At 67.1% G+C, this 18,303-nt stretch carries 13 protein-coding genes; 6 read left to right on the top strand and 7 right to left on the bottom strand.

Features of this window, described 5'->3' with window-relative positions; genetic code table 11:
* The first annotated feature begins 1 nt into the window (after position 1).
* The 3 genes from NF556_RS06300 (at position 2) to NF556_RS06290 (ending at position 3,174) form a co-directional block, all read left to right on the top strand.
* Positions 2–898 carry a LysR family transcriptional regulator gene (locus NF556_RS06300; protein WP_252594635.1) on the top strand — a complete coding sequence of 299 codons (897 nt, stop codon included), beginning with the start codon at positions 2–4 and terminating at the stop codon, positions 896–898.
* A 166-nt stretch (positions 899–1,064) separates the two neighbouring features.
* Positions 1,065–2,090, top strand: coding sequence for an alpha/beta fold hydrolase (locus tag NF556_RS06295; protein WP_252594634.1), 1,026 nt, complete (start codon positions 1,065–1,067; stop codon positions 2,088–2,090).
* A 64-nt stretch (positions 2,091–2,154) separates the two neighbouring features.
* Positions 2,155–3,174, top strand: coding sequence for an AraC family transcriptional regulator (locus NF556_RS06290; protein ID WP_252594633.1), 1,020 nt, complete (start codon positions 2,155–2,157; stop codon positions 3,172–3,174).
* A gap of 22 nt (positions 3,175–3,196) precedes the next feature.
* Here the strand turns inward: NF556_RS06290 and NF556_RS06285 are convergent, their stop codons facing one another.
* From NF556_RS06285 to NF556_RS06275, 3 genes are all read right to left on the bottom strand, one after another.
* Entirely contained in the window at positions 3,197–3,484 is a 288-nt protein-coding gene (locus NF556_RS06285; RefSeq protein WP_252594632.1) for a WhiB family transcriptional regulator, read from the bottom strand.
* A 400-nt stretch (positions 3,485–3,884) separates the two neighbouring features.
* The gene (locus NF556_RS06280; protein WP_252594631.1) at positions 3,885–5,816 is read right to left on the bottom strand and encodes a propionyl-CoA synthetase; all 1,932 of its coding nucleotides are present in this window, start codon (positions 5,814–5,816) and stop codon (positions 3,885–3,887) included.
* A 50-nt stretch (positions 5,817–5,866) separates the two neighbouring features.
* Entirely contained in the window at positions 5,867–7,744 is a 1,878-nt protein-coding gene (locus NF556_RS06275) for a sigma-54-dependent Fis family transcriptional regulator (protein WP_252594630.1), read from the bottom strand.
* Between the two features lie 158 nt (positions 7,745–7,902).
* On the opposite strand from NF556_RS06275, the gene NF556_RS06270 reads away from it, so the two are divergent.
* The 3 genes from NF556_RS06270 to NF556_RS06260 all read left to right on the top strand — a co-directional run bounded on the left by NF556_RS06270 (position 7,903) and on the right by NF556_RS06260 (position 11,944).
* A complete protein-coding gene (locus tag NF556_RS06270) occupies positions 7,903–9,540 on the top strand; it encodes a flavin-containing monooxygenase (RefSeq protein ID WP_252594629.1) in 1,638 nt (545 codons plus the stop codon).
* 51 nt (positions 9,541–9,591) lie between these two features.
* On the top strand, positions 9,592–10,773 hold the full coding sequence (gene acmB, locus NF556_RS06265) for a methyl acetate hydrolase AcmB (protein WP_252594628.1): 1,182 nt from the start codon (positions 9,592–9,594) through the stop codon (positions 10,771–10,773).
* Positions 10,774–11,122: 349 nt separating this feature from the next.
* The gene (locus tag NF556_RS06260; RefSeq protein WP_252594627.1) at positions 11,123–11,944 is read left to right on the top strand and encodes a class I SAM-dependent methyltransferase; all 822 of its coding nucleotides are present in this window, start codon (positions 11,123–11,125) and stop codon (positions 11,942–11,944) included.
* 20 nt (positions 11,945–11,964) lie between these two features.
* Here NF556_RS06260 and NF556_RS06255 read toward each other — a convergent pair whose 3' ends face one another.
* The 4 genes from NF556_RS06255 to NF556_RS06240 form a co-directional block, all read right to left on the bottom strand.
* Entirely contained in the window at positions 11,965–13,095 is a 1,131-nt protein-coding gene (locus NF556_RS06255) for an LCP family protein (RefSeq protein ID WP_252594626.1), read from the bottom strand.
* Between the two features lie 163 nt (positions 13,096–13,258).
* Positions 13,259–13,876 (bottom strand): hypothetical protein, encoded by a 618-nt coding sequence (locus tag NF556_RS06250; RefSeq protein WP_252594625.1) that lies wholly within the window; start codon positions 13,874–13,876, stop codon positions 13,259–13,261.
* 131 nt (positions 13,877–14,007) lie between these two features.
* The gene (locus NF556_RS06245) at positions 14,008–14,718 is read right to left on the bottom strand and encodes a B3/B4 domain-containing protein (RefSeq protein ID WP_252594624.1); all 711 of its coding nucleotides are present in this window, start codon (positions 14,716–14,718) and stop codon (positions 14,008–14,010) included.
* A 167-nt stretch (positions 14,719–14,885) separates the two neighbouring features.
* Complete coding sequence (locus NF556_RS06240; RefSeq protein WP_252594623.1) at positions 14,886–18,107, bottom strand: amidohydrolase family protein; 3,222 nt, start codon at positions 18,105–18,107, stop codon at positions 14,886–14,888.
* Between the last annotated feature and the right edge of the window lie 196 nt (positions 18,108–18,303).

Raw genomic sequence — 18,303 nt, 5'->3', positions numbered from 1 at the left:
TATGGATCTGCGTCAGTTGCGCTATTTCGTGGCCGTGGCCGAGGAGGGGTCGATCACGGCTGCGGCGCGTGGGTTGCACATGACGCAACCACCGTTGTCCCTGGCCATCAGTGACCTCGAGAAGGACCTGGGGGTGACGCTCTTCCACCGGCTGCCCCGCGGCGTGGCCCTGACCGAGGCCGGGGAGCACCTGATGGTGGCGGCCCGCCAACTCCTCGGGGACGCGACCCGCACCCAGGAGTCCATGCGGGCTATGGGCGCGGGCCTCAGTGGTGAGCTCCGGATCGGGGCCGAGCCGATCGGGCTGTGGAGCCTGGTGAGTCAGCAGGTGCAGCGCTTCCTCGGCGAGCACCAGGACGTCTCCGTCAGCCTGGTGGACGCTCCACCGGGACGGCTCCTTGACCTGGTCACGCGCGGCGAGGTCGATCTCGCGGTGATCCCGTCGGCCGAGCCCGACGTGCTGACCACCGCGCTCACGCAGTCCCTGCAGGCGGCGGTCTCGGTCGAGGTGCCGCTGGAGCTGGTCGTCCCCCGGTCCTGGACCAGCGTGGGGCCGGGACCGGTCGCGCTCAGCTCGCTGCTCGATCACCCCTGGGTGCTGCCGATGCGCATCCCCGGGCTGCGCATCCTGCCGGAGGCGCTGGACGAGGTCTTCGCGCGGGCCGGCCGGCGACCGGCCCGGGTCATCGAGGCCTCCACCCCGCACACCGGGCTGTCCCTGGTCACCGGTGGCCTGGCCGTCAGCGTGCTGGGCGCTGGAGTGGCCGAGCAGCTCACCGCCTTGGCCACGGTCGAGGTCGAGGGCGGGCTCCCCTCCCTGTTCCTGGTGGTGCTGTGGCGCCGGGACGCCCCGCTGTCTCCGGTCGCCCGCCGGTTCCTGTCCTCGATCCTGGGCTGAGCCCACGGCACGACGGGGTGTCACTCGAGCACGCCGCAGGCCAACCTGTCCCGAATCAGCCATCACCCTGGTCTCAACCGGACATCCTGGGCGTTGGTGCTCGCAGGACGGGCACGGGACACCCACGATGTCCGGAATCGACAAACGCAGCCTCACAGGAGAGCCCATGACGTTGACGACGCCCCCTCCCCACCTCGATCAGGACACGCCCCTGCTGCGCACCCGTCGCGGCAACTTCTGGATCCCGGGCGAGGTCGTGCAGGCCGGGGAGGTCCATGTCCAAGCTGGCCCGATGCACGTGGAGTGGGAGACGCCGGAGGAGGTCCTCCATCCCCACCCGCTGGTGCTCGTCCACGGAGGCGGCGGCCAGGGCACCGACTGGATGACCACCCCCGACGGCCGGCCCGGCTGGGCACGACTGCTCGTCGAGGCGGGCTATGTGGTCTATGTGGTGGACCGCGTCGGCCACGGCCGCTCCCCCTATCACCCCGACGTCATCGGCCCGATGGGCGGACCGTTCCCCTATGAGGCCGGACGCGGGCTCTTCGCCGACGACTCCGCAGCGCAGGCGCAGACCGCGTGGCCGTGGGACCGTGACCCGGGCAGCGCTGAGATGGATCAGATGATCGCTGGCATGGGCCCGCTGCCTGCGGACTTCGCCCTGTCCCAGCAGCTCGACGCCGACCGGCTCGCCAAGGTCCTGGACCGGGTCGGACCGGCCGTCCTGGTCACCCACTCCGCGGGCGGTCCGGTCGGCTGGCTCGTCACGGACGCACGCCCGGAGCTGGTCAAGGGCATCGTCGCGCTCGAGCCGATGGGCCCGGCCTTCGTGGAGTTCCCCGGCATGGGCGCGCTGGCGTGGGGGCTGACCGCGGCGCCGATCACGACCGAGCCGGCCTTCGCCAACACTGCGGAGGCAAGTGCTGCGGGAGCCGCAGCACTCACGCTGCCCGCGCTCCACGGCATACCCATTGCCTTGGTCACGGGTGGAGCCTCACCCTTTGCCGCCTTCCGGGAGGAGTTCACCGACATCCTCACGCGGTCCGGGGCCGTCACCACCTCGCTGCACCTGCCCGATCACGGTGTGGAGGGCAACGGGCACGGCCTGATCTTCGAGGCCAACTCCCGCGAGGTGCTGGCCCAGGTCCTGGACTGGCTCGCCACCGTGGGTGAAGGCGCGGTGACGTCCTGATCCCGATCAGAATCGTTGGCTAGCATGCAGAGCACTGGCAGGACGGCGAGAAGAGGCATCGACGATGAGTCACTTGCTCCGCCATCCCCGCGTGGACTCACAACTTGAGGCGGCGGTGACGCGTGACGAGCACGGTGTGGAGACGATCAGCACCGTGGATGTCGAGCCCACCCTGCGCAACGCGGTGTGGGAGGCGCGCAACCGCAGCCACCTGCTCGGGCTGAAGGCCAGCTCACCTCAGCAGACTGGGGTCGTCGGCACCATGCGCAGCGCTGTCATCAACGGCCTGTCGGTCGCCGACATCACCGGCAACGCGCACACCGTCGAGCGCACTCCTGAGATGGCCCAGCAGTTGCGGGTGGACTCCGTGATGTTCACGTTCGTGCTGGCCGGCGAGTCCTTCCACTTCAACGGCACCTCCCCTGTGCTCGTCAAACAGGGCGAGGTGGCGATCTATGACTCAGACACCCCCTTCCTCCTGGGGTTCTCCGAGGGCATGCACGCGATCGTTGCCAGCGTGCCGCGCTATCACCTGGCCGACATCGGCATGCAGGACGCGTTCCGCAACCTCAAGGTCATGCAGCACAACGGCAACGGGGTGGACAGTGAGTCGACACGGCACCTGCTCAACGTGTTGACCGACGCTTTCGAGGCTCCCGTCGGGGTGAACCCGCACGAGTTCGGTGAGACCTTCGTCGAGGCAACTCTGCAGGCCCTCCGGCGCCTGTCCGGCCAGGCCAAGGACTCGACCAAGGACTATTTCACCGAGGCCATGGCCCTCATCCAGCGTCACCTCGTCGACCCGGACCTCTCGGTCGACGGCATCGCCCGCGCGCTGAACCTGAGTCAGCGCCACCTGAGCCGCATCTTCTCCAGCCACGGGACCACCGTCGCGCAAGCCATCCTGCAGGTTCGCCTGGAGAACGCACTGACGCTGCTCACGACACCCGAGGGACTGCACCTGACAGCCGCCCAGGTGGGCCAACGCTCAGGGTTCGGCTCGCCCTCGCACTTCTCCCGCGTCTTCCGCAACCAGTTCGGCATGAGCCCGACCGAGGCTCGCCGCGAACAGCAGCTCGGCTGACGATCGGTCCACGGGGCAGCCGTCAGGCAGCGACCTCGTTCTTGCGGGGCCGGCCGCGCGGACGCTTCCGCGGGATGATGCGGCCCCGCTCGATGAGCTCTCCGCCCCACACACCCCACGGCTCGCGCAGTTCGATCCCCGTCTGCAGGCACAGCTCTCGCAACGGGCATTCAAGGCAGAGCGCCTTGGCCTGTTCCACCTCCTGCGGCAGCTCGGCAAAGAACAGGTCCGGTTGAATCCGGCACGGCAGGTCCTTGGCCTCGCGCGCTGCGTGTGTGAGCTGACGTTTTTCCCCACTGCTCATCGGCATGTGCACTCCTCTGACGAATGCCTCAATCGTGCCGCCCTAAGGCACCTGGCCACATCGGGAGAAAGTCGTATTTGTCGCGCTGCGGACTACGACCGAAGTAGGGGGTTGGGCTTCCCGGTGGGCCTATTGTTGAGCTCGTGGCTGGCCACTGGTCACAGCTCGGTGGGAGTCCACGATCTGCCTGAGGCGTCAAGACTGTGTACGGAATGGAGGAAGTCGCGGCCGCATTTCCTTCCGATCTGCAACTGTTCACGAGCTCCTCCCGAGGGAGCACCCCTGTTTATTCGCAGCGATCAACACTTTGGGGAACGCGGGTGTGTGAGACGGTCGATGACCGACAGCATCTGCTGTAGTGATCCCAGAGCATCACGAGGATGTTCGACCAAAAGCGACACGCGACCTACTGCTCGCCAGTCAGGACTGTTCGGAGCCCGTCGAGGACGGTCAGGTCCTCGATCGTGGAGGGCACCAAGGCTTCGTCGCCGTCAGCGATCTGGCGCATGGTTTTGCGCAGGATCTTGCCGGAGCGGGTCTTGGGCAGCGCCTCGACGATGTCCACGCGGTTGAGGGCTGCGACGGCGCCGACCTCGGAGCGGACGCGCTTGATCAACTCGGCCCGAAGCGCCTGCTCGCCCTCGGCGTCCGACTCGATGCCCGCCTTGAGGACCACGAGGGCACGCGGGACCTGTCCCTTCAGCGCGTCCCGCACGCCGATGACGGCACACTCGGCGACGGACGGGTGACCGGCCAGTGCCTCCTCGATCGACCCGGTCGACAAGCGGTGGCCGGCCACGTTGAGCACGTCGTCGGTGCGGCCCATGATGAAGACATAGCCGTCCTCGTCGACATAGCCGCCGTCGCCCGAGAGGTAGTAGCCGGGGAAGGCCGACAGGTAGGAGTCGACGTAGCGCTCGTCGTCCCGCCACAGCGTGGGCAACGTGCCCGGCGGGAGGGGCTGGCGGATGCAGATCGCCCCCTCGACGCCCGGGGCCACAGGAGCCCCGGTCGGGTCCAGCACCTGCACGTCATAGCCAGCGGTGGCCGGCCCGGAGGAGCCGGGCTTGATCGGCAACGCCCCGATGCCCATCGGGTTGATCGTGATGGGCCAACCGGTCTCGGTCTGCCACCAGTTGTCGATCACCGGGACGCCGAGGGCATCGGTGGCCCACTGCCAGGTGTCGGGGTCGAGCCGCTCGCCGGCGAGGAAGAGCGTGCGCAGGGAGGAGAGGTCATAGTCGGCCAGCAGCTTGGCGTCCGGGTCCACCTTCTTGATGGCCCGGATCGCGGTCGGGGCCGAGAAGGCTGCGACGATCCCGTGCTCCTGGATCAGCCGCCAGTAGGCACCAGCATCGGGGGTGCCGACCGGCTTGCCCTCGAACAGCACGGTCGTGGCACCGGTCAGCAGCGGGGCATAGACGATGTAGGTGTGGCCCACCACCCAGCCGACGTCGGAGCCGCAGAACCAGGTCTCACCCGGCTGCACGCCATACAGATTGGTCATCGACCAGCGCAGGGCAGTGGCATAGCCGCCACTGTCTCGCACGATGCCCTTCGGTTTTCCGGTCGTGCCGGAGGTGTAGAGGATGTAAAGCGGGTCGGTGGACTGCACCGGGACGCACTCGGCCGTCGGGATCGCGTCGGGCTTCATCAGCGTCTTCCAGTCCAGGTCACGCTCGCCCATCTGCGCGGTGGCCTGTTCACGCTGGACGATCACGGTGTGGGCCGGCTTGTGGCTGGAGCGCTCGATGGCCTCGTCGAGCATCGGCTTGTACTCCACGATCCGGGTGAGCTCGACGCCGCAGGACGCGGAGACGATCACGGTCGGCTCGGCATCCTCGATCCGGGCGGCCAACTCGGCCGGGGCAAATCCGCCGAAGACCACCGAGTGGACGGCACCGATGCGCGCACAGGCCAGCATCGAGATGACGGCCTCGGGGATCATCGGCAGATAGATCACCACCCGATCACCCTTGGCGACACCGAGGCTGCGCAGCACGCCGGCGAAACGGGCCACCTGATCGAGCAGCTCGGCATAGGTGAAACTGCGCTGGGTCCCGGTGACCGGACTGTCATAGATCAGGGCCGTCTGGTCTGCGCGACCGTGCACCACGTGCCGGTCGAGGGCGTTGTAACAGACGTTGAGCACCCCGTCGGGGAACCAGTCATAGAACGGGGCCCGCGAGGAGTCCAACACCGTCTGCGGCCGGCGGATCCAGTCGATGTCCTGCGCCGCGGCACCCCAGAACTCCTCCGGGTCTTCGAGACTGCTGCGGACACTGTCAAAATAGGATGGACTTTCCAAAGTTAACGCTTCCTTAGGTTCAATGTTCATGCCCGAAGGCACCACATGTCGCTTGCCAGCGTGATGGGACCGCCTCCAGGTCAGATCTCGGTGACCGCGTAGGCCTTGAGCTTGCGGTACAGCGAACTGCGGGAGAGTCCGAGCGCTGCGGCCGCCCGGACCCGGTTGCCGTCGTGCTCCTCCAGCGCCACGATGATGGCGTCGCGTTCTGCCACCTCGATCGTCGTCAGCCTCCGCGTGGAGGAACTGCGACAGAATCCCGGCAGGTCGTCGACCTGGATCTCTCCGACGGGGCGCCGTTCCAGTGCATACTTCAGCACCTCACGGAGCTGCGTGAGGTTGCCGGGCCAGGAGTAGGAGAGGAGCACGCGCTCAGTGGCGGCGTGCAGGCGCACCCGTCGGCCCGGGGCCAGGTCGGCCAGGATGCTGCTGACCAGCGTCGGCAGGATGGTGGTGCGGTGGCGCAACGCGGGCACGGTCACCGAGTGCTCGAAGTGGTCCAGGATGCGGTGGAACGGCAGTTCGTCGGCGACCTCTGTGCCGAGCGTGGCCGCTACCAGGCAGGGGGCAGCAGAGTCCGTCGCGCTGCTGGACCGGGCCCTGGATGCGAGGTCGGTGAAGAAGGCGTTCACGACACCGATCGCCTCTGCCGGCAGGTGCTCCAGCCCCCGCAGGACCACCAGCGTAGGAGTGTCACCCGAGTGCTGCCTCGGGACTCTGATGCGGTCGCGGGCAGACAACTGTCCGGAGTCGATCGCGACGTCACGCCCTTGGGGCCAGCGCTCTCGGAAACTCTCGAGCACCAGGCTGAGCCGACCGGTGCCGGGCTCGCCCATGACGACCGCGGTCTGTTGCAGGGCCAGGGCTGTGCGCACCGTGTCCTGCGCCCGAACCCAGGCGGGATTGCGCGGTGCCGACGCGGGCGCCTGTGCTCGCGGGAGGCCGGGAGTATGCGGAGGCAGCGGCTGCACTCTGGCGACGTGATCGGACGCTCGCGGGGCCTCGGCTCCGTCCCCCTGGGGGATCTCGGCGACAGTCAGCGCGATGCCCACCGGCTCGCCGCCTGCGCGGACCGTGCGAGACCGGATCTGCAGCTGCCGACCGGAGTCGAGCCCCAGCACATCGGAGCTCCGGTCTCGGCGCCAAGACATGAACCTGGCGTGGTCCTGGACGGTCTCCGACTCCGCCGGGGAGAGCATCCGCTGGGCGCGCTGGTTGGAGATGGTGCTGCCACCGAGGGCGATGACACCTTCCTGGGTGCGGCTGTCCACCCGCAGGTAGGCGTCGAAAAGCGCCTGCTGTGACCTGCTGCGGTCGTGCAGTAGGTTCCGCCCGATGTCGGCGGCTGCGGCGTTGACCATCGCGTCGATCAGCGGTGTCCAGTTGCCCGCCAGGAGGCTCACGTCCAGGACCCCCTCGGCGCGACCGCTGAGCGGGTCCAGGATGGGCGCGCCGATGCAGGCGAACGGCACCAGGGCCTCACTGAAGTGCGAGGCGCCGATGATGCTGACCGGCGCCTGGGTCTCCAGCACGCTGCCCACGCCGTTGGTCCCGACGTGCTCCTCCTCGAAGCTGAACCCGGGGTTCAGGTCGACACTGTCCAGGATGCGGCCCACGGACGTCGAGCAGTCCCGGCGGTCGATGATCCGTGCCTTGGCGTCGGTCAGCACGATCGTGACCGGTACATCGCACATGTCGGCGCTGAGGCGTTCGAGGACCGGCCTGGCGCACCGCGCCAGGCGAGAGTCGAGATCGAGATCGTCATGGAAGGGCACGCGGTAGATGTCGGGGAAGACCCCGGCTGATCTGCTGCGCTGCCAGGACGCGGCCACGGCGTCCGGGACGCCCTCCTTGGCAGCCAGTTCCTCACCGGTGAGGAACTGTTTCCGGGCGGCCGCGATGCGTTTGACCCCCCGGGTGAAGTCCGCGGAGGCTGCGTGCCAGGTGGGCTGGGTCAACGCTAACTCACCCCTCATCGTGACGTAGGACACATGAGTCTTCCTGGCCCGGGAACAGGAAGCAAGGGCCGAGGATGTCCCAACTTGGGACATCGCACCCTCACCGAACCGATCCAGCATGGGGGCAGGACTAATTCGCCTGACCCAAGGAGACAGCAATGACGCTGACGGATCAGACTGCACCCGCAGCCACGGAACCCACCCGGACGCTTGACGCCCTGATCATCGGCGCGGGCGTGGCGGGCCTCTACCAGCTCCACCAACTGCGCGAACAGGGTCTGAACGTTGCTTCCTACGATGCGGCCAGCGACGTGGGCGGCACCTGGTACTGGAACCGCTACCCGGGGGCCAAGTTCGACTCGGAGGCCTACATCTACCAGTACCTCTTCGATGAGGAACTCTACAAGGACTGGAGCTGGAGCGAACGCTTCCCCGCCCAACCGGAGATCGAGCGCTGGCTGCACTACATCACCGAACGGCTGGACCTGCGTCGTGACATCACCTTCTCCACGACGATCACGAGCGCCACGTGGGACGAGGACGCCGGGCGGTGGACGGTGCGCACCGACACGGGCGAGGTCATCGACACCCAATTCCTCATCACCTGCGCCGGCATGCTGTCGGCCCCGCTGGAGGACGTCTTCGAGGGCCAGCAGAGTTTCCGCGGCCCGATCTTCCACACCTCTCGGTGGCCCCACGATGACGTAGCACTGGCTGGCAAACGCGTGGGGGTCGTGGGAGTCGGCGCCACCGGCATTCAGGTCATCCAGACGATCGCGGACCAGGTTGCCGACCTGACCGTCTTCGTCCGCACCCCGCAGTATGTGCTGCCCATGCACAACCCGACGTACACGCCCGAGGACGTGACGGCATACAAGGACCGGTTCGAGGAGTTCCGTCGCGTGCTCCCGCACACCTTCTCCGGCTTCGAGTACGAGTGGGAGGACAGCTGGGCCGACCTGACCCCCGAGGCACGGCAGCAGCGGCTCGAGGAGGTCCACGCCAACGGATCCCTGAAGATGTGGCTGGCCTCGTTCATCGAGCTGTTCTTCGACCGGGAGATCAACGAGCAGGTCTCGGAGTTCGTCCGGGAGAAGATGCGCGCCCGGTTGCAGGACCCGGCCCTGATCGACCTGCTCGTCCCGACCGACTACGGCTTCGGGACCCACCGGGTGCCGCTGGAGTCCAACTACCTGGAGGCCTACCGGCGAGACAACGTGCACGCGGTCGGGGTGAAGAACAACCCGATCGCCCGCATCGTGCCCGAGGGAATCGAGCAGGCGGACGGCACCGTCCACGAGCTCGATGTCATCATCCTGGCCACTGGCTTCGACGCCGGGACCGGTGCGCTGACCCGCATCGACATCCGCGGGCGGGACGGTCGCTCCCTGACCGAGGAGTGGGGCCGGGACATCCGAACCACGATGGGGCTCGGGGTGCACGGCTACCCGAACCTGCTGACGACCGCGGTGCCCCTCGCGCCGTCGGCTGCGCTGTGCAACATGACCACCTGCCTGCAGCAGCAGACCGAGTGGATCTCGGCGTGCCTCCGTTACATGCGGGAAAACGGCAAGAGCGTCATCGAGCCCACGGCCGAGGGTGAGGAGGCCTGGGTGACGCACCACGACGCGACCGCCGACCCGAACCTGATCTCGCAGACCGACTCCTGGTATGTCGGGGGCAACATCGAGGGGAAACCGCGACGGGTCCTGTCCTACACCGGCGGGGTCGGGGACTACCGCGCTCGGACCCTCGAGGCGGCGGAGGCCGGCTACACGGGCTTCGCCCTGCGCTGAACCACCCACGACTAGCACACACCGATTCCGCACCAGAGCAGAGGAATGATGATGAACAGTACTTTCCGCAAGGCCGCTGACGCGGCGGTCGAGCAGGCCGTCTCCGGACCGGCGCCGGTCCCCGGCGTCGTAGCGATGCTGACCAACGCGAACGAGACAGTCTACGAAACAGCGGCCGGGGTCCGCCGCTCCGGCGGCAACGACCCGGTGACCACCGAGGACATCTTCCTCATGTGGTCGACCACAAAGGCCATCACCGCCACTGCCGCGCTACAGCTCGTCGAGCGTGGGCAGCTCGACCTCGACGCACCCGCCCGTACCTATGCCCCCGCGATCGGCGAGATCCAGGTCCTGGAGGGGTTCGACGACGACGGGGAGCCGGTCCTGCGTGCCCCCACCGAGGACGTCACGACCCGAATGTTGCTCACTCACACCGGGGGCTTCGCATACGACTTCTTCAACGAGGACTACTACCGGCTCGCGCAGGAGAAGGGGCAGCCCAGCGTCACCACGGCGACACCGGCCGCGCTGCGCACCCCGATGGTGTTCGATCCGGGCACAAAGTGGGAGTACGGCTCCAACCTGGACTGGGTCGGACAGGTTATCGAGGGCCTCACCGGCCGCAGGTTGGGTGAAGTCTTCGACACCGAGATCTTTGGGCCGCTGGGGATGGACTCGATGACATTCGCGCTGGACGACCCGCGGCGCCAGCGACTGTCCCAGATGCACGCCCGCGGTGCCGACGGTTCACTGACCCCGATGGATCTCGAGCTGCCCTCGCCGCCGGAGGTCGACATGGGTGGCCACGGGCTGTACGGCTCGGTCGGTGACTACATGAAGTTCATCCGCATGTGGCTCAACGATGGTCACGGACCGCAGGGGCGGATCCTCCAGGAGGAGACGGCCCGTATGGCGGTCCAGCGGCACCTTCCCGAGAACCTCTCGGTCACCCTGCTGCCGGGGGTCGACCCAACCCTGTCCAACGACGCGGAGTTCTTCCCCGGCACCGCCAAGTCCTGGTCCCTGCCATTCATGGTCAACGACGAGGAGGCGCCGACCGGTCGCCCGGCAGGGGCCCAAGGCTGGGCAGGGTTGGGCAACCTCTTCTACTGGATCGACCAGAAGAATGGATACGGGGGGTTCTGGGCCACGCAGATTCTGCCGTTCGGTGACGCCACGTCCTTCACCCAGTACCTCGCGTTCGAGGCGGCGCTCTACTCCTCGCTGGAGTGATGGCGAACACTGCAAATCAGCACCGCAGGAACCCCGGTTGACTGGTCAACCGGGGTTCCTGCCCTGCATGAATCGAGTCAGAGCACACAGAACACCGGCGGGTTCACTCAGTTGAGCCGAGTCCCAGCCTCCCACCAGGTCAGCACCCACCCCATGACTGGCCACGGGCACGGCGAGTCAGAGGTCCGCAAAGGGAAGTTCATGACCACTCCATGGAGGCATGCTCGCCAGGACTTCGAAGAAAGGTGGCCACCCTTCACGGGAGCAGGGCCGCACCATGCAAGCGCAGTGAAAGACGTCACAGGCACGGTGGATCCTGCAAGCCACCCCCGCGCGAAAGGACACCACCGTGACCCCCATCGATGTCGCCTCACCCCAGCGCGAGGCGGACCCTGCGCTCGGTCCGGGCACCGACCTCGGCCGCCAGCAGCTCGAGCATCTCGACCTGATGCTGGACCAGCACAGCATCAAGGCGCTGACCGCCACCGGGATCAGGCCCGGCCTGCGCTGCCTCGAGATCGGCGCGGGCAGCGGCAGCATGGCCCGGTGGATGGCCAGCCGCGTCCAACCCGAGGGCAGCGTCGTGGCACTCGACGTCGAGACCTCACAACTCGATGGCGGCCTGGCCAACGTCGACGTCCGGCGCTATGACATCAACCACGGTGTGCCCGGCGGTCCCTACGACCTCATCCACGCGCGCCTGGTGCTGATGCACCTGCCGCGTCGTCGCCAGCTCGTCAACGAACTCATCAACGCCCTGACACCTGGCGGGTGGCTGGTGCTCGGCGAATACCTCGGCCCCTCACTCGGCGCCGTCGAGGGACCAACGGTGGCCGACTGCGAGTTGTTCGAGCGTGTCGTGGGAGCGACCGTGGAGAAGGTCTGCAGGCCGGGCGGCACCGACTATGGCTGGGCCCTGGACGTGGACGAGGTCATGGGGCAGGCCGGGCTGGTGCACCTGCACTCCGAGCGCAACATGGCCACCACGACCGGCGGCACGACCGGGTGCCTGCTCTATCAGAACTACGTGCGCCAGGCGACGCCCTATCTGCTCGACGTGGACATCGAGCAGGACGAGATCGACCGCTTCGACCGCCTCATGGGCGACCCGCGCTTTCGGGCGTGGTTCTTTGAGTTCACGTCCGTGCGCGGCCAGCGGCCGTTTGCCTGAGCCTGCCTGTGAGCCTGAGCTCAGCGCCCGGTGAGCGCCTCTGACGTGCCGTACTTCTCGACATAGCCCGACAGGTCGCCGTTGCGCATCGCCTCGCCCAACTCCGCAGTGCGGCCCTTGTTGAGCACGTCGATCGACATGCCACCGGAGGTCATGTCGAAATAGGCCACCGGCACCATCAGCGAGGTGACGTCCTCGCTGTCCAGCTCGGCACCGATGTCCACCATGGTCATCAGCTGCTCGACCGTGATGTCGCCCTCGATCTTGACGTTCTTGTGCAGCATCGGCAGCAGCTCGATGAGCTTCTCGGGCTCCTCCTCACGGATCTCCACGAGGCGCTGCATCATGCCGGTCAGGGCCGCACGGTGACGCTCGGTGCGGTCCAGGTCACCCAGGGGCAGCGTCTTGCGCTCGCGCACATAGATCAGGCCGTCAGTGTTCTCCAGCTTGATGCGGCCCTCCTCGAAGACGATCTGCCGGCCGGTCGAGCCGACGGTGACGCTCGAGCGGTGCTCGTTCTCGACCCAGAAGCCGTCCATCCACCGCGTCAGCGCGATGAACATGTCGAAGTTGGTCTGCGCGACGAAGTCGATCTCCAGGCCACCCATCAGCTCCGAGACGGTCTGGCGCAGCAGCGGGATGCCGCCGCGGGCATAGGCCTCGTTGATCTTGTTCTGGCCCTGCCCGGGGATGTTGACATAGGAGTCGCGCGCGATCGAGACCAGGTTCAGGTGCTCACGGTCCTCGCTGAGCTGCACCAGGACGATGACGTCGGACCGGCCGCTGAAGTCGTTGCTGCGCGAGTCGGACCCGATGAGCAGCGCGGTGATCGTGCCGTCCGGGAGCGGCTCGGCGGCTGCGTCCTCGTCCTTGTCCTTGGTCGGCTCCTCCGTGGTGGGCGACTGCGTCTGCTCCTCGGTGTCCGTCGGCGCAGCCGTCGCGGTCTGCTCGTCGGTGTCGTCGGACGTCGTCGGCGGCGCGGGCGCAGCTGTGGCGGTGGTCGCCTCGGCGTCGGACGTGGTCGGGACCGCGTCCGCGGTCGTGGGTGCGCTGTCGGTCTCGACCGGGTTGTCGGTCTCGCCGTTGCTGCAGGCGGTGACCGCCAGGCACAGGACGACGAACAACGCCAGCAGGCGGCGGGTCAAGGTCATGACATTTCCTTCATCGCGTGGGTCATGTTGCAGGCTCCCCAGGTCGCAGGATCCCAGTCACGAGGACAGTCCACTTTGATCACTTTCTCCCCAAATGTCCAACTCAGACGACGGGCAGACCCCTTCGTATGCCGCCTGGCCGGGTCCAGCGGACCGCTCACCCTCAGAGCTGCTCGCACTCATCGACGACCGCTTCGAGGCCACCATCGAGTGCCTGCGTGTCGAGTGTGCTCACGGCCATGTAGAGGTCGCGCCCGGCCGCAGAGATGTCGGGATAGTCGGCGAGTTCCTGCCCGATGGGCGCACCGAACAAGGCTCCCACGCTCATCACCTCGTGCCAGGCGTGCTCCTCCCCCAACGACCCCCACGACTCGGCTGGGCCATGCTCCTCGACCACGTGCGCGGCCAGGTCGCAGCCAAACCGGATCTGCCCCTCGTCGGACACATCACCCTCTGCGGACACGGACAGGCTGTCGCAGGCCGCGTCGAAGTCGTCGAGGCCGGTCTGCATCGTGTCAAAGTCGATGCGGGAGACTCCCTCGAAGACCGCTTTCCCGGCGTCGCTCAACTCGGCATGCTCGTCCAGCTCGAAGCCCGCACTGCCCCCTGCCAGGCTGCCCATCGCCAGGATCTCCCGCACCATCGGGTCGGCGTCGTCGCCGATCATCGTCCAGGCGGCCATGTCGGGATCCTGTTCTGCGACGTGTGCCGCCAGGGCGCAGGCATAGGAGACCTGCCCTTCGTGGGTGACATCAGGGTCTCCGGAGCTGCACCCGGTCACGCTGAGCACCACCCCACCGAGCACGATGGCACTCAGTCCCGTCCTGAACCTGCCGCGCCGTGTCACTGTCCCGCCCCCGTCGCCTTCATCCTTGTCATCCCCACCGATCCAACCGTGTTGACCGACAGGGGTCAACCACCGGGGCGCAGCCACCTGCGCCAGGTGCGCGTCGGCATACGGCCGCCGAGGTGACCGACGAGGTCATCGGCGGCGGCCTGCAGCGCCTCGTCGGTCATCGGGGCCAGGGCGTCCATGATGAACAGGGCGGTCGTGGTGCCCTCGTGCAGCTGCGTGCGGCGGGCCTGGCGCCAGTTCCACCGGCGGCAGGTGATCCCCGCGTCGTCGCACCAGACCACCTCCCCCGGCTCGGCGTGCTCGACCACGTCGGCGCCGTCGGCCATCGTGTCGAACGCCTCGGTGCCGGTCGCCCGCACCAGACGGGGCGGGCCGACATAGCGGCTCAGGTCCTCACCGCCGAGCGGCAGCTGGTGCAGCACCGAGACCGCGTTGTAGATGTCGGTGAGCCGGTTGACCCGCGGCAGTCCGCCGGGGGCGCGCCGGGTCAGGGCCTCAAGGCTGTTGCGGGTGCGCTGCGGCTTGGCCCCGAAGGCGCGGTATGCCGTGCGCCAGGCCTCCACGTGCGGCAACTGATCGACGGGCTGGCTTGCGAGGAGTTCGGTGGCGTGGGCCTCGGCAGCAAGCAGCAGCTCCTCACTGGTCTCGTCGCTCGGCGCGGGAGTGATGCCGTCGACCACAACGAGCAGGGCGCGGTAGTCGGGGCACAGGGCGAACACGTCCTTATCAACGGTGGCGCCGGCGAGCAGGGCCTCGGGGTCGGTCATGGTTGGCAGCATAAGTGGACCGTCGGATGGTGGGGGTGCCGCGAGACGATGGGGTTGGAAGCGCTCGGGAAGGCATCGGGCAGAGACAGGACGGCCACGGCCAGGTGACTTGGAAGCCACCGGACTCGCGGCCGCCCTTTGACGCTCCAGGGCCGTGCTGTCAATGGCTACGGGTGCGTGTGCCCCTCGTGAGAACCGTGCGCTGCGCGGTGGGCCAACTCGTCATAGGCGTCGCAAGCGTGGGCGTAAGCCTCCGCCACGACCTCCGGGGAGTGCCACCAATAGCGACTCGTCACCGACTCATCCGCCCACTCGTCCACCTCCGAGGCCGACTCGTCGGACCAAGTCCTCGCGTCCTCAGACTGGTCGACAGTGCCGTCAAATGGTGCCAGCAACTCTTCCTGGGTGTGGACTTCGCCGCCGACGACGGTCAACTCGACGTTCATCGTGGCGTCGATGTCCTCGAGCGGGTTCCCACGGACCGCGATGAGGTCGGCGACCTTCCCAGGCCCAAGCGTTCCGACTTCGTCATCAATCCCGAGGTAGCGTGCCGGAGCCACAGTGGCGGCCCGGAGCGCGTCGTAAGGATCCCAGCCATAGCCGACGAGCTCTCGCATGTTCGCATGCACCCCGATCGCCACCTGGTCAAGGGGTGAGTCGGTGCCGACGAGCACCTGACCGCCAGCCTCACGGATCCGATCGAGCGTCTGCACCTCACTGCACTCAGCCGTCAAGCACTCCGGATCGACCGGATCGCCAGTGTTTTCGCCGATCCCGTCCATCAGCGCCTGCTGCTTCCACGACGGGAGCAGTCCGAACCGTGGATCGGAGAGGAACTCCTCCGGCTGCAGGAAGTCACTGGTGAACAGGGTGGTGGTCACCATCCGGTTTCCCTCACCGTAGAGAGCCGGGACATCAGCGTAGGACTGACCGGTCGCGGAAATGGTGCGGGCGTAACCGAGCCGCTGGGTGGCAGCGAGGTGCGTCGTCCCATCCTGGCCGACGAAGGCACCTGGACTCAGGTAATGCGATGCCGAAGGCAGCCCCATGTCATGGGCAGCCTGGACGACCTTGGCCATCCCTTCGGCTGGCAACCGGACATACGTCTTGAGGAAGTCGTAGTCCAAATCCTCGGCTCGAGTCAGCTCACGATCGATCTGGTCCATCGAGGTCGTCGGTCGCATGAAGTTGTAGTAGACCCGGGCGCCATCGATGGGTTCACCTGTGGCGTAGAACCGGGGGCCGACCCGTTTGCCGGCATCTAGGGAGTCCCGGTCTTCCATGGCCCGGTAGACCTGGTCACCAACCGACAGTGTGGAGGTGACCCCATACGCCAAACTGATCCGGCCCTGCCTGTCGCCAAAGAACCGCGACTGGTAAGCCTGGTGGACGTGGGAGTCCATCAGGCCGGGCATCACTGTCAGATCCGAGGCGTCGATGACCTTGCCCCGGTGGTGGCGGTTCTTGTCGTGGTCCTCGACGGAGACGATCCGGTTGTGTCGCAGCGTGATGTCGACGTCCTCGCGGAGGTAGCGACTCTCACCATCCCAGAACGCACCGGCATGGATGGTCTGCGTGCCCCTCTCCATCGCCGGGCGGAAGTCCAGCGGCACCTCGATCGTGCGGGTCTCCCCTGTCGTGATGTCGGCGAGCTTGACGTCGCCGCCAGACAGGTAGAGCAACTGACTCGAATCCCCACTCCACGATGGAGCATCGGCCACGTCGTCGTTGACAGTGCTCACCTCGCCGGCCGGGGTTCCGTCGTCATCGACCGGCATCGTGCGCAGGAGTGAGTCGACGACGAACGCCATCGACTCCCCGTCCGGTGACCACACCGGGCCGTCGTCGCCCCTGGTGGACAGCGAGGCGTGTCGGTCACCAGGTGACTGGAAGGTCTGCTCCCCGCTGGCCACGTCCACGGTGAGGATTTGGCTGGTCCCCTCCCGGAATCGCTCCGAGTACGGGACGACGGCCGCCATGGCGATGGTGTCTCCGTCTGCAGACCATGTCGGGCGGCCTGGGCCGAAGATCGACGGCACCAACTCCTTCACGTACCGGCTGGCTAGATCGAGGGTGTAGGTCGCGCCGTCTTGGTCCTGGAAGGCAAGGCGCTTCCCGTCCGGGGAGAAAGCCGGCGCCACCTCGGTACCATCGAGACTCGTCACGCGGCGTTCGTCACCGCTCGCCAGATCCCGCACATACAGGTCCTGTGTGCCCGCTTTATCCGTGGCGTAGGCGATGCTCGAACCGTCCGGAGAGAACACCGGGTCGACCTCGTGGAACTCATCGTCGGTGAGCTGTTCGGGCTTTGCACCAAACTCCATGTGCCACAGGTCACCCAGGGCAACAAAGAGCATCGACGTGCCGTCAGGTGACAGTTGAGGCGTGAGAATCGTCGCGCTGCGCCGGTCTCGGTCGTCGAAGTCATGCTCCTTCTTTGTGTAATCAGCACCGGGGATCTCGACGGTCGATTCGAAGGGCACCTCCTGCACCGAGTCGGTCGCCAGGTCGATCTCGCGGATCCCACCATCCGCGGTGAAGCGCAGAGTGTCGTCGTCAAGCCACTCGGGAGTGAACAGGAAGACGTCCTCGCCTTCGGTGACTGCCTCGTCATCGACCATCAGGTCACTTGAGGTGCCGTCGTGACGCGTCCAGGCGACGCTGTCCCCGTATGGGCTGAAAGCTGGTGAGTTCACCGTCGCTGTGCCGCCCGGATCGGCCACCAGGACCCGGCTGTCCCCGTCGCTGTCGACTGCTGCGATGGTGTTGCCGAGGACGTGCACGATCTCGTCACCGTCCGGCGACCAGGAGGGCTGCGCTTCCTCGCCCTCCGCATCCGTCCAGCGGGTCAGCTCGCCGGTGTCGATCTCCACGGACCAAATGTCGTAGGAGCCTTCCCGATCTGAGGCAAACGCGATGTGTTCTCCGTCCGGAGACCACCGTGGCTCCCGCTCATCAAAGCTGCCGTCAGTGACCTGCGTGGAGTCTGAGCCATCAGCGGAGGCGATCCAGATGTGGAAGCCGCCGTCGGCGTAAGACTGGTAGGCAATCCTGCCATCCGGACCGACGTCTGGACGCGCCGCCTCGTGCAGTGGTGAGGACAGTTGCGTCGCCTCGCCACCGCCTTCAGGCACCCGGTAGAGGGCGCCGTGCAGGTCAATCACGGTGCTCCCGTCAGGTGCGGCGGCCGCGGTCACGTTAGTGCCTTCGGTGAGCACGACCTCGGCCGCTTGGGGAGTGCTCGGATCGTCGCCAGCACCTGGATGAGCGACTGGGCTGGGACTCCCGGCAGCCGCGAGTGTGCTTGCTCCCACGGCGCCGACGGCCAGCGCCGCGATGGTCCCGCGTCTCCGTCCTGCGGGGCGTGATCGGTCTAGTTGACCAGACATTTAGATCTCCTCCGTTGCAGATTTTGTTCCGTCACAGGGGGTTCTTCGACGCTAGGGCGGCGTTGGTATGGCCCGGTTCAAAGGCTGGTTCCGACTGCATGAGCGGTCGTCGGGCCGCGGCCGACGGCTGGTCCGGCACGACGAGTGGTAGCGATGCCAGTTCTTGCCGCTGATTGTGTGAGGAGCCGAGGACACA

The organism is Ornithinimicrobium faecis (assembly GCF_023923225.1).
GTDB classification, from domain to species: domain Bacteria; phylum Actinomycetota; class Actinomycetes; order Actinomycetales; family Dermatophilaceae; genus Ornithinicoccus; species Ornithinicoccus faecis.
This window is presented reverse-complemented; position numbering and strand designations above follow the sequence as displayed.

Coding starts and splice junctions, on each gene's coding strand:
- NF556_RS06300 (WP_252594635.1), top strand. CDS start 2: ATGGATCTGCGTCAGTTGCGCTATTTCGTGGCCGTGGCCGAGGAGGGG.
- NF556_RS06255 (WP_252594626.1), bottom strand. CDS start 13,095: ATGACCTTGACCCGCCGCCTGCTGGCGTTGTTCGTCGTCCTGTGCCTG.
- NF556_RS06285 (WP_252594632.1), bottom strand. CDS start 3,484: ATGCCGATGAGCAGTGGGGAAAAACGTCAGCTCACACACGCAGCGCGC.
- NF556_RS06245 (WP_252594624.1), bottom strand. CDS start 14,718: ATGACCGACCCCGAGGCCCTGCTCGCCGGCGCCACCGTTGATAAGGAC.
- NF556_RS06290 (WP_252594633.1), top strand. CDS start 2,155: ATGAGTCACTTGCTCCGCCATCCCCGCGTGGACTCACAACTTGAGGCG.
- NF556_RS06295 (WP_252594634.1), top strand. CDS start 1,065: ATGACGTTGACGACGCCCCCTCCCCACCTCGATCAGGACACGCCCCTG.
- NF556_RS06270 (WP_252594629.1), top strand. CDS start 7,903: ATGACGCTGACGGATCAGACTGCACCCGCAGCCACGGAACCCACCCGG.
- NF556_RS06240 (WP_252594623.1), bottom strand. CDS start 18,107: ATGTCTGGTCAACTAGACCGATCACGCCCCGCAGGACGGAGACGCGGG.
- acmB (WP_252594628.1), top strand. CDS start 9,592: ATGAACAGTACTTTCCGCAAGGCCGCTGACGCGGCGGTCGAGCAGGCC.
- NF556_RS06280 (WP_252594631.1), bottom strand. CDS start 5,816: ATGAACATTGAACCTAAGGAAGCGTTAACTTTGGAAAGTCCATCCTAT.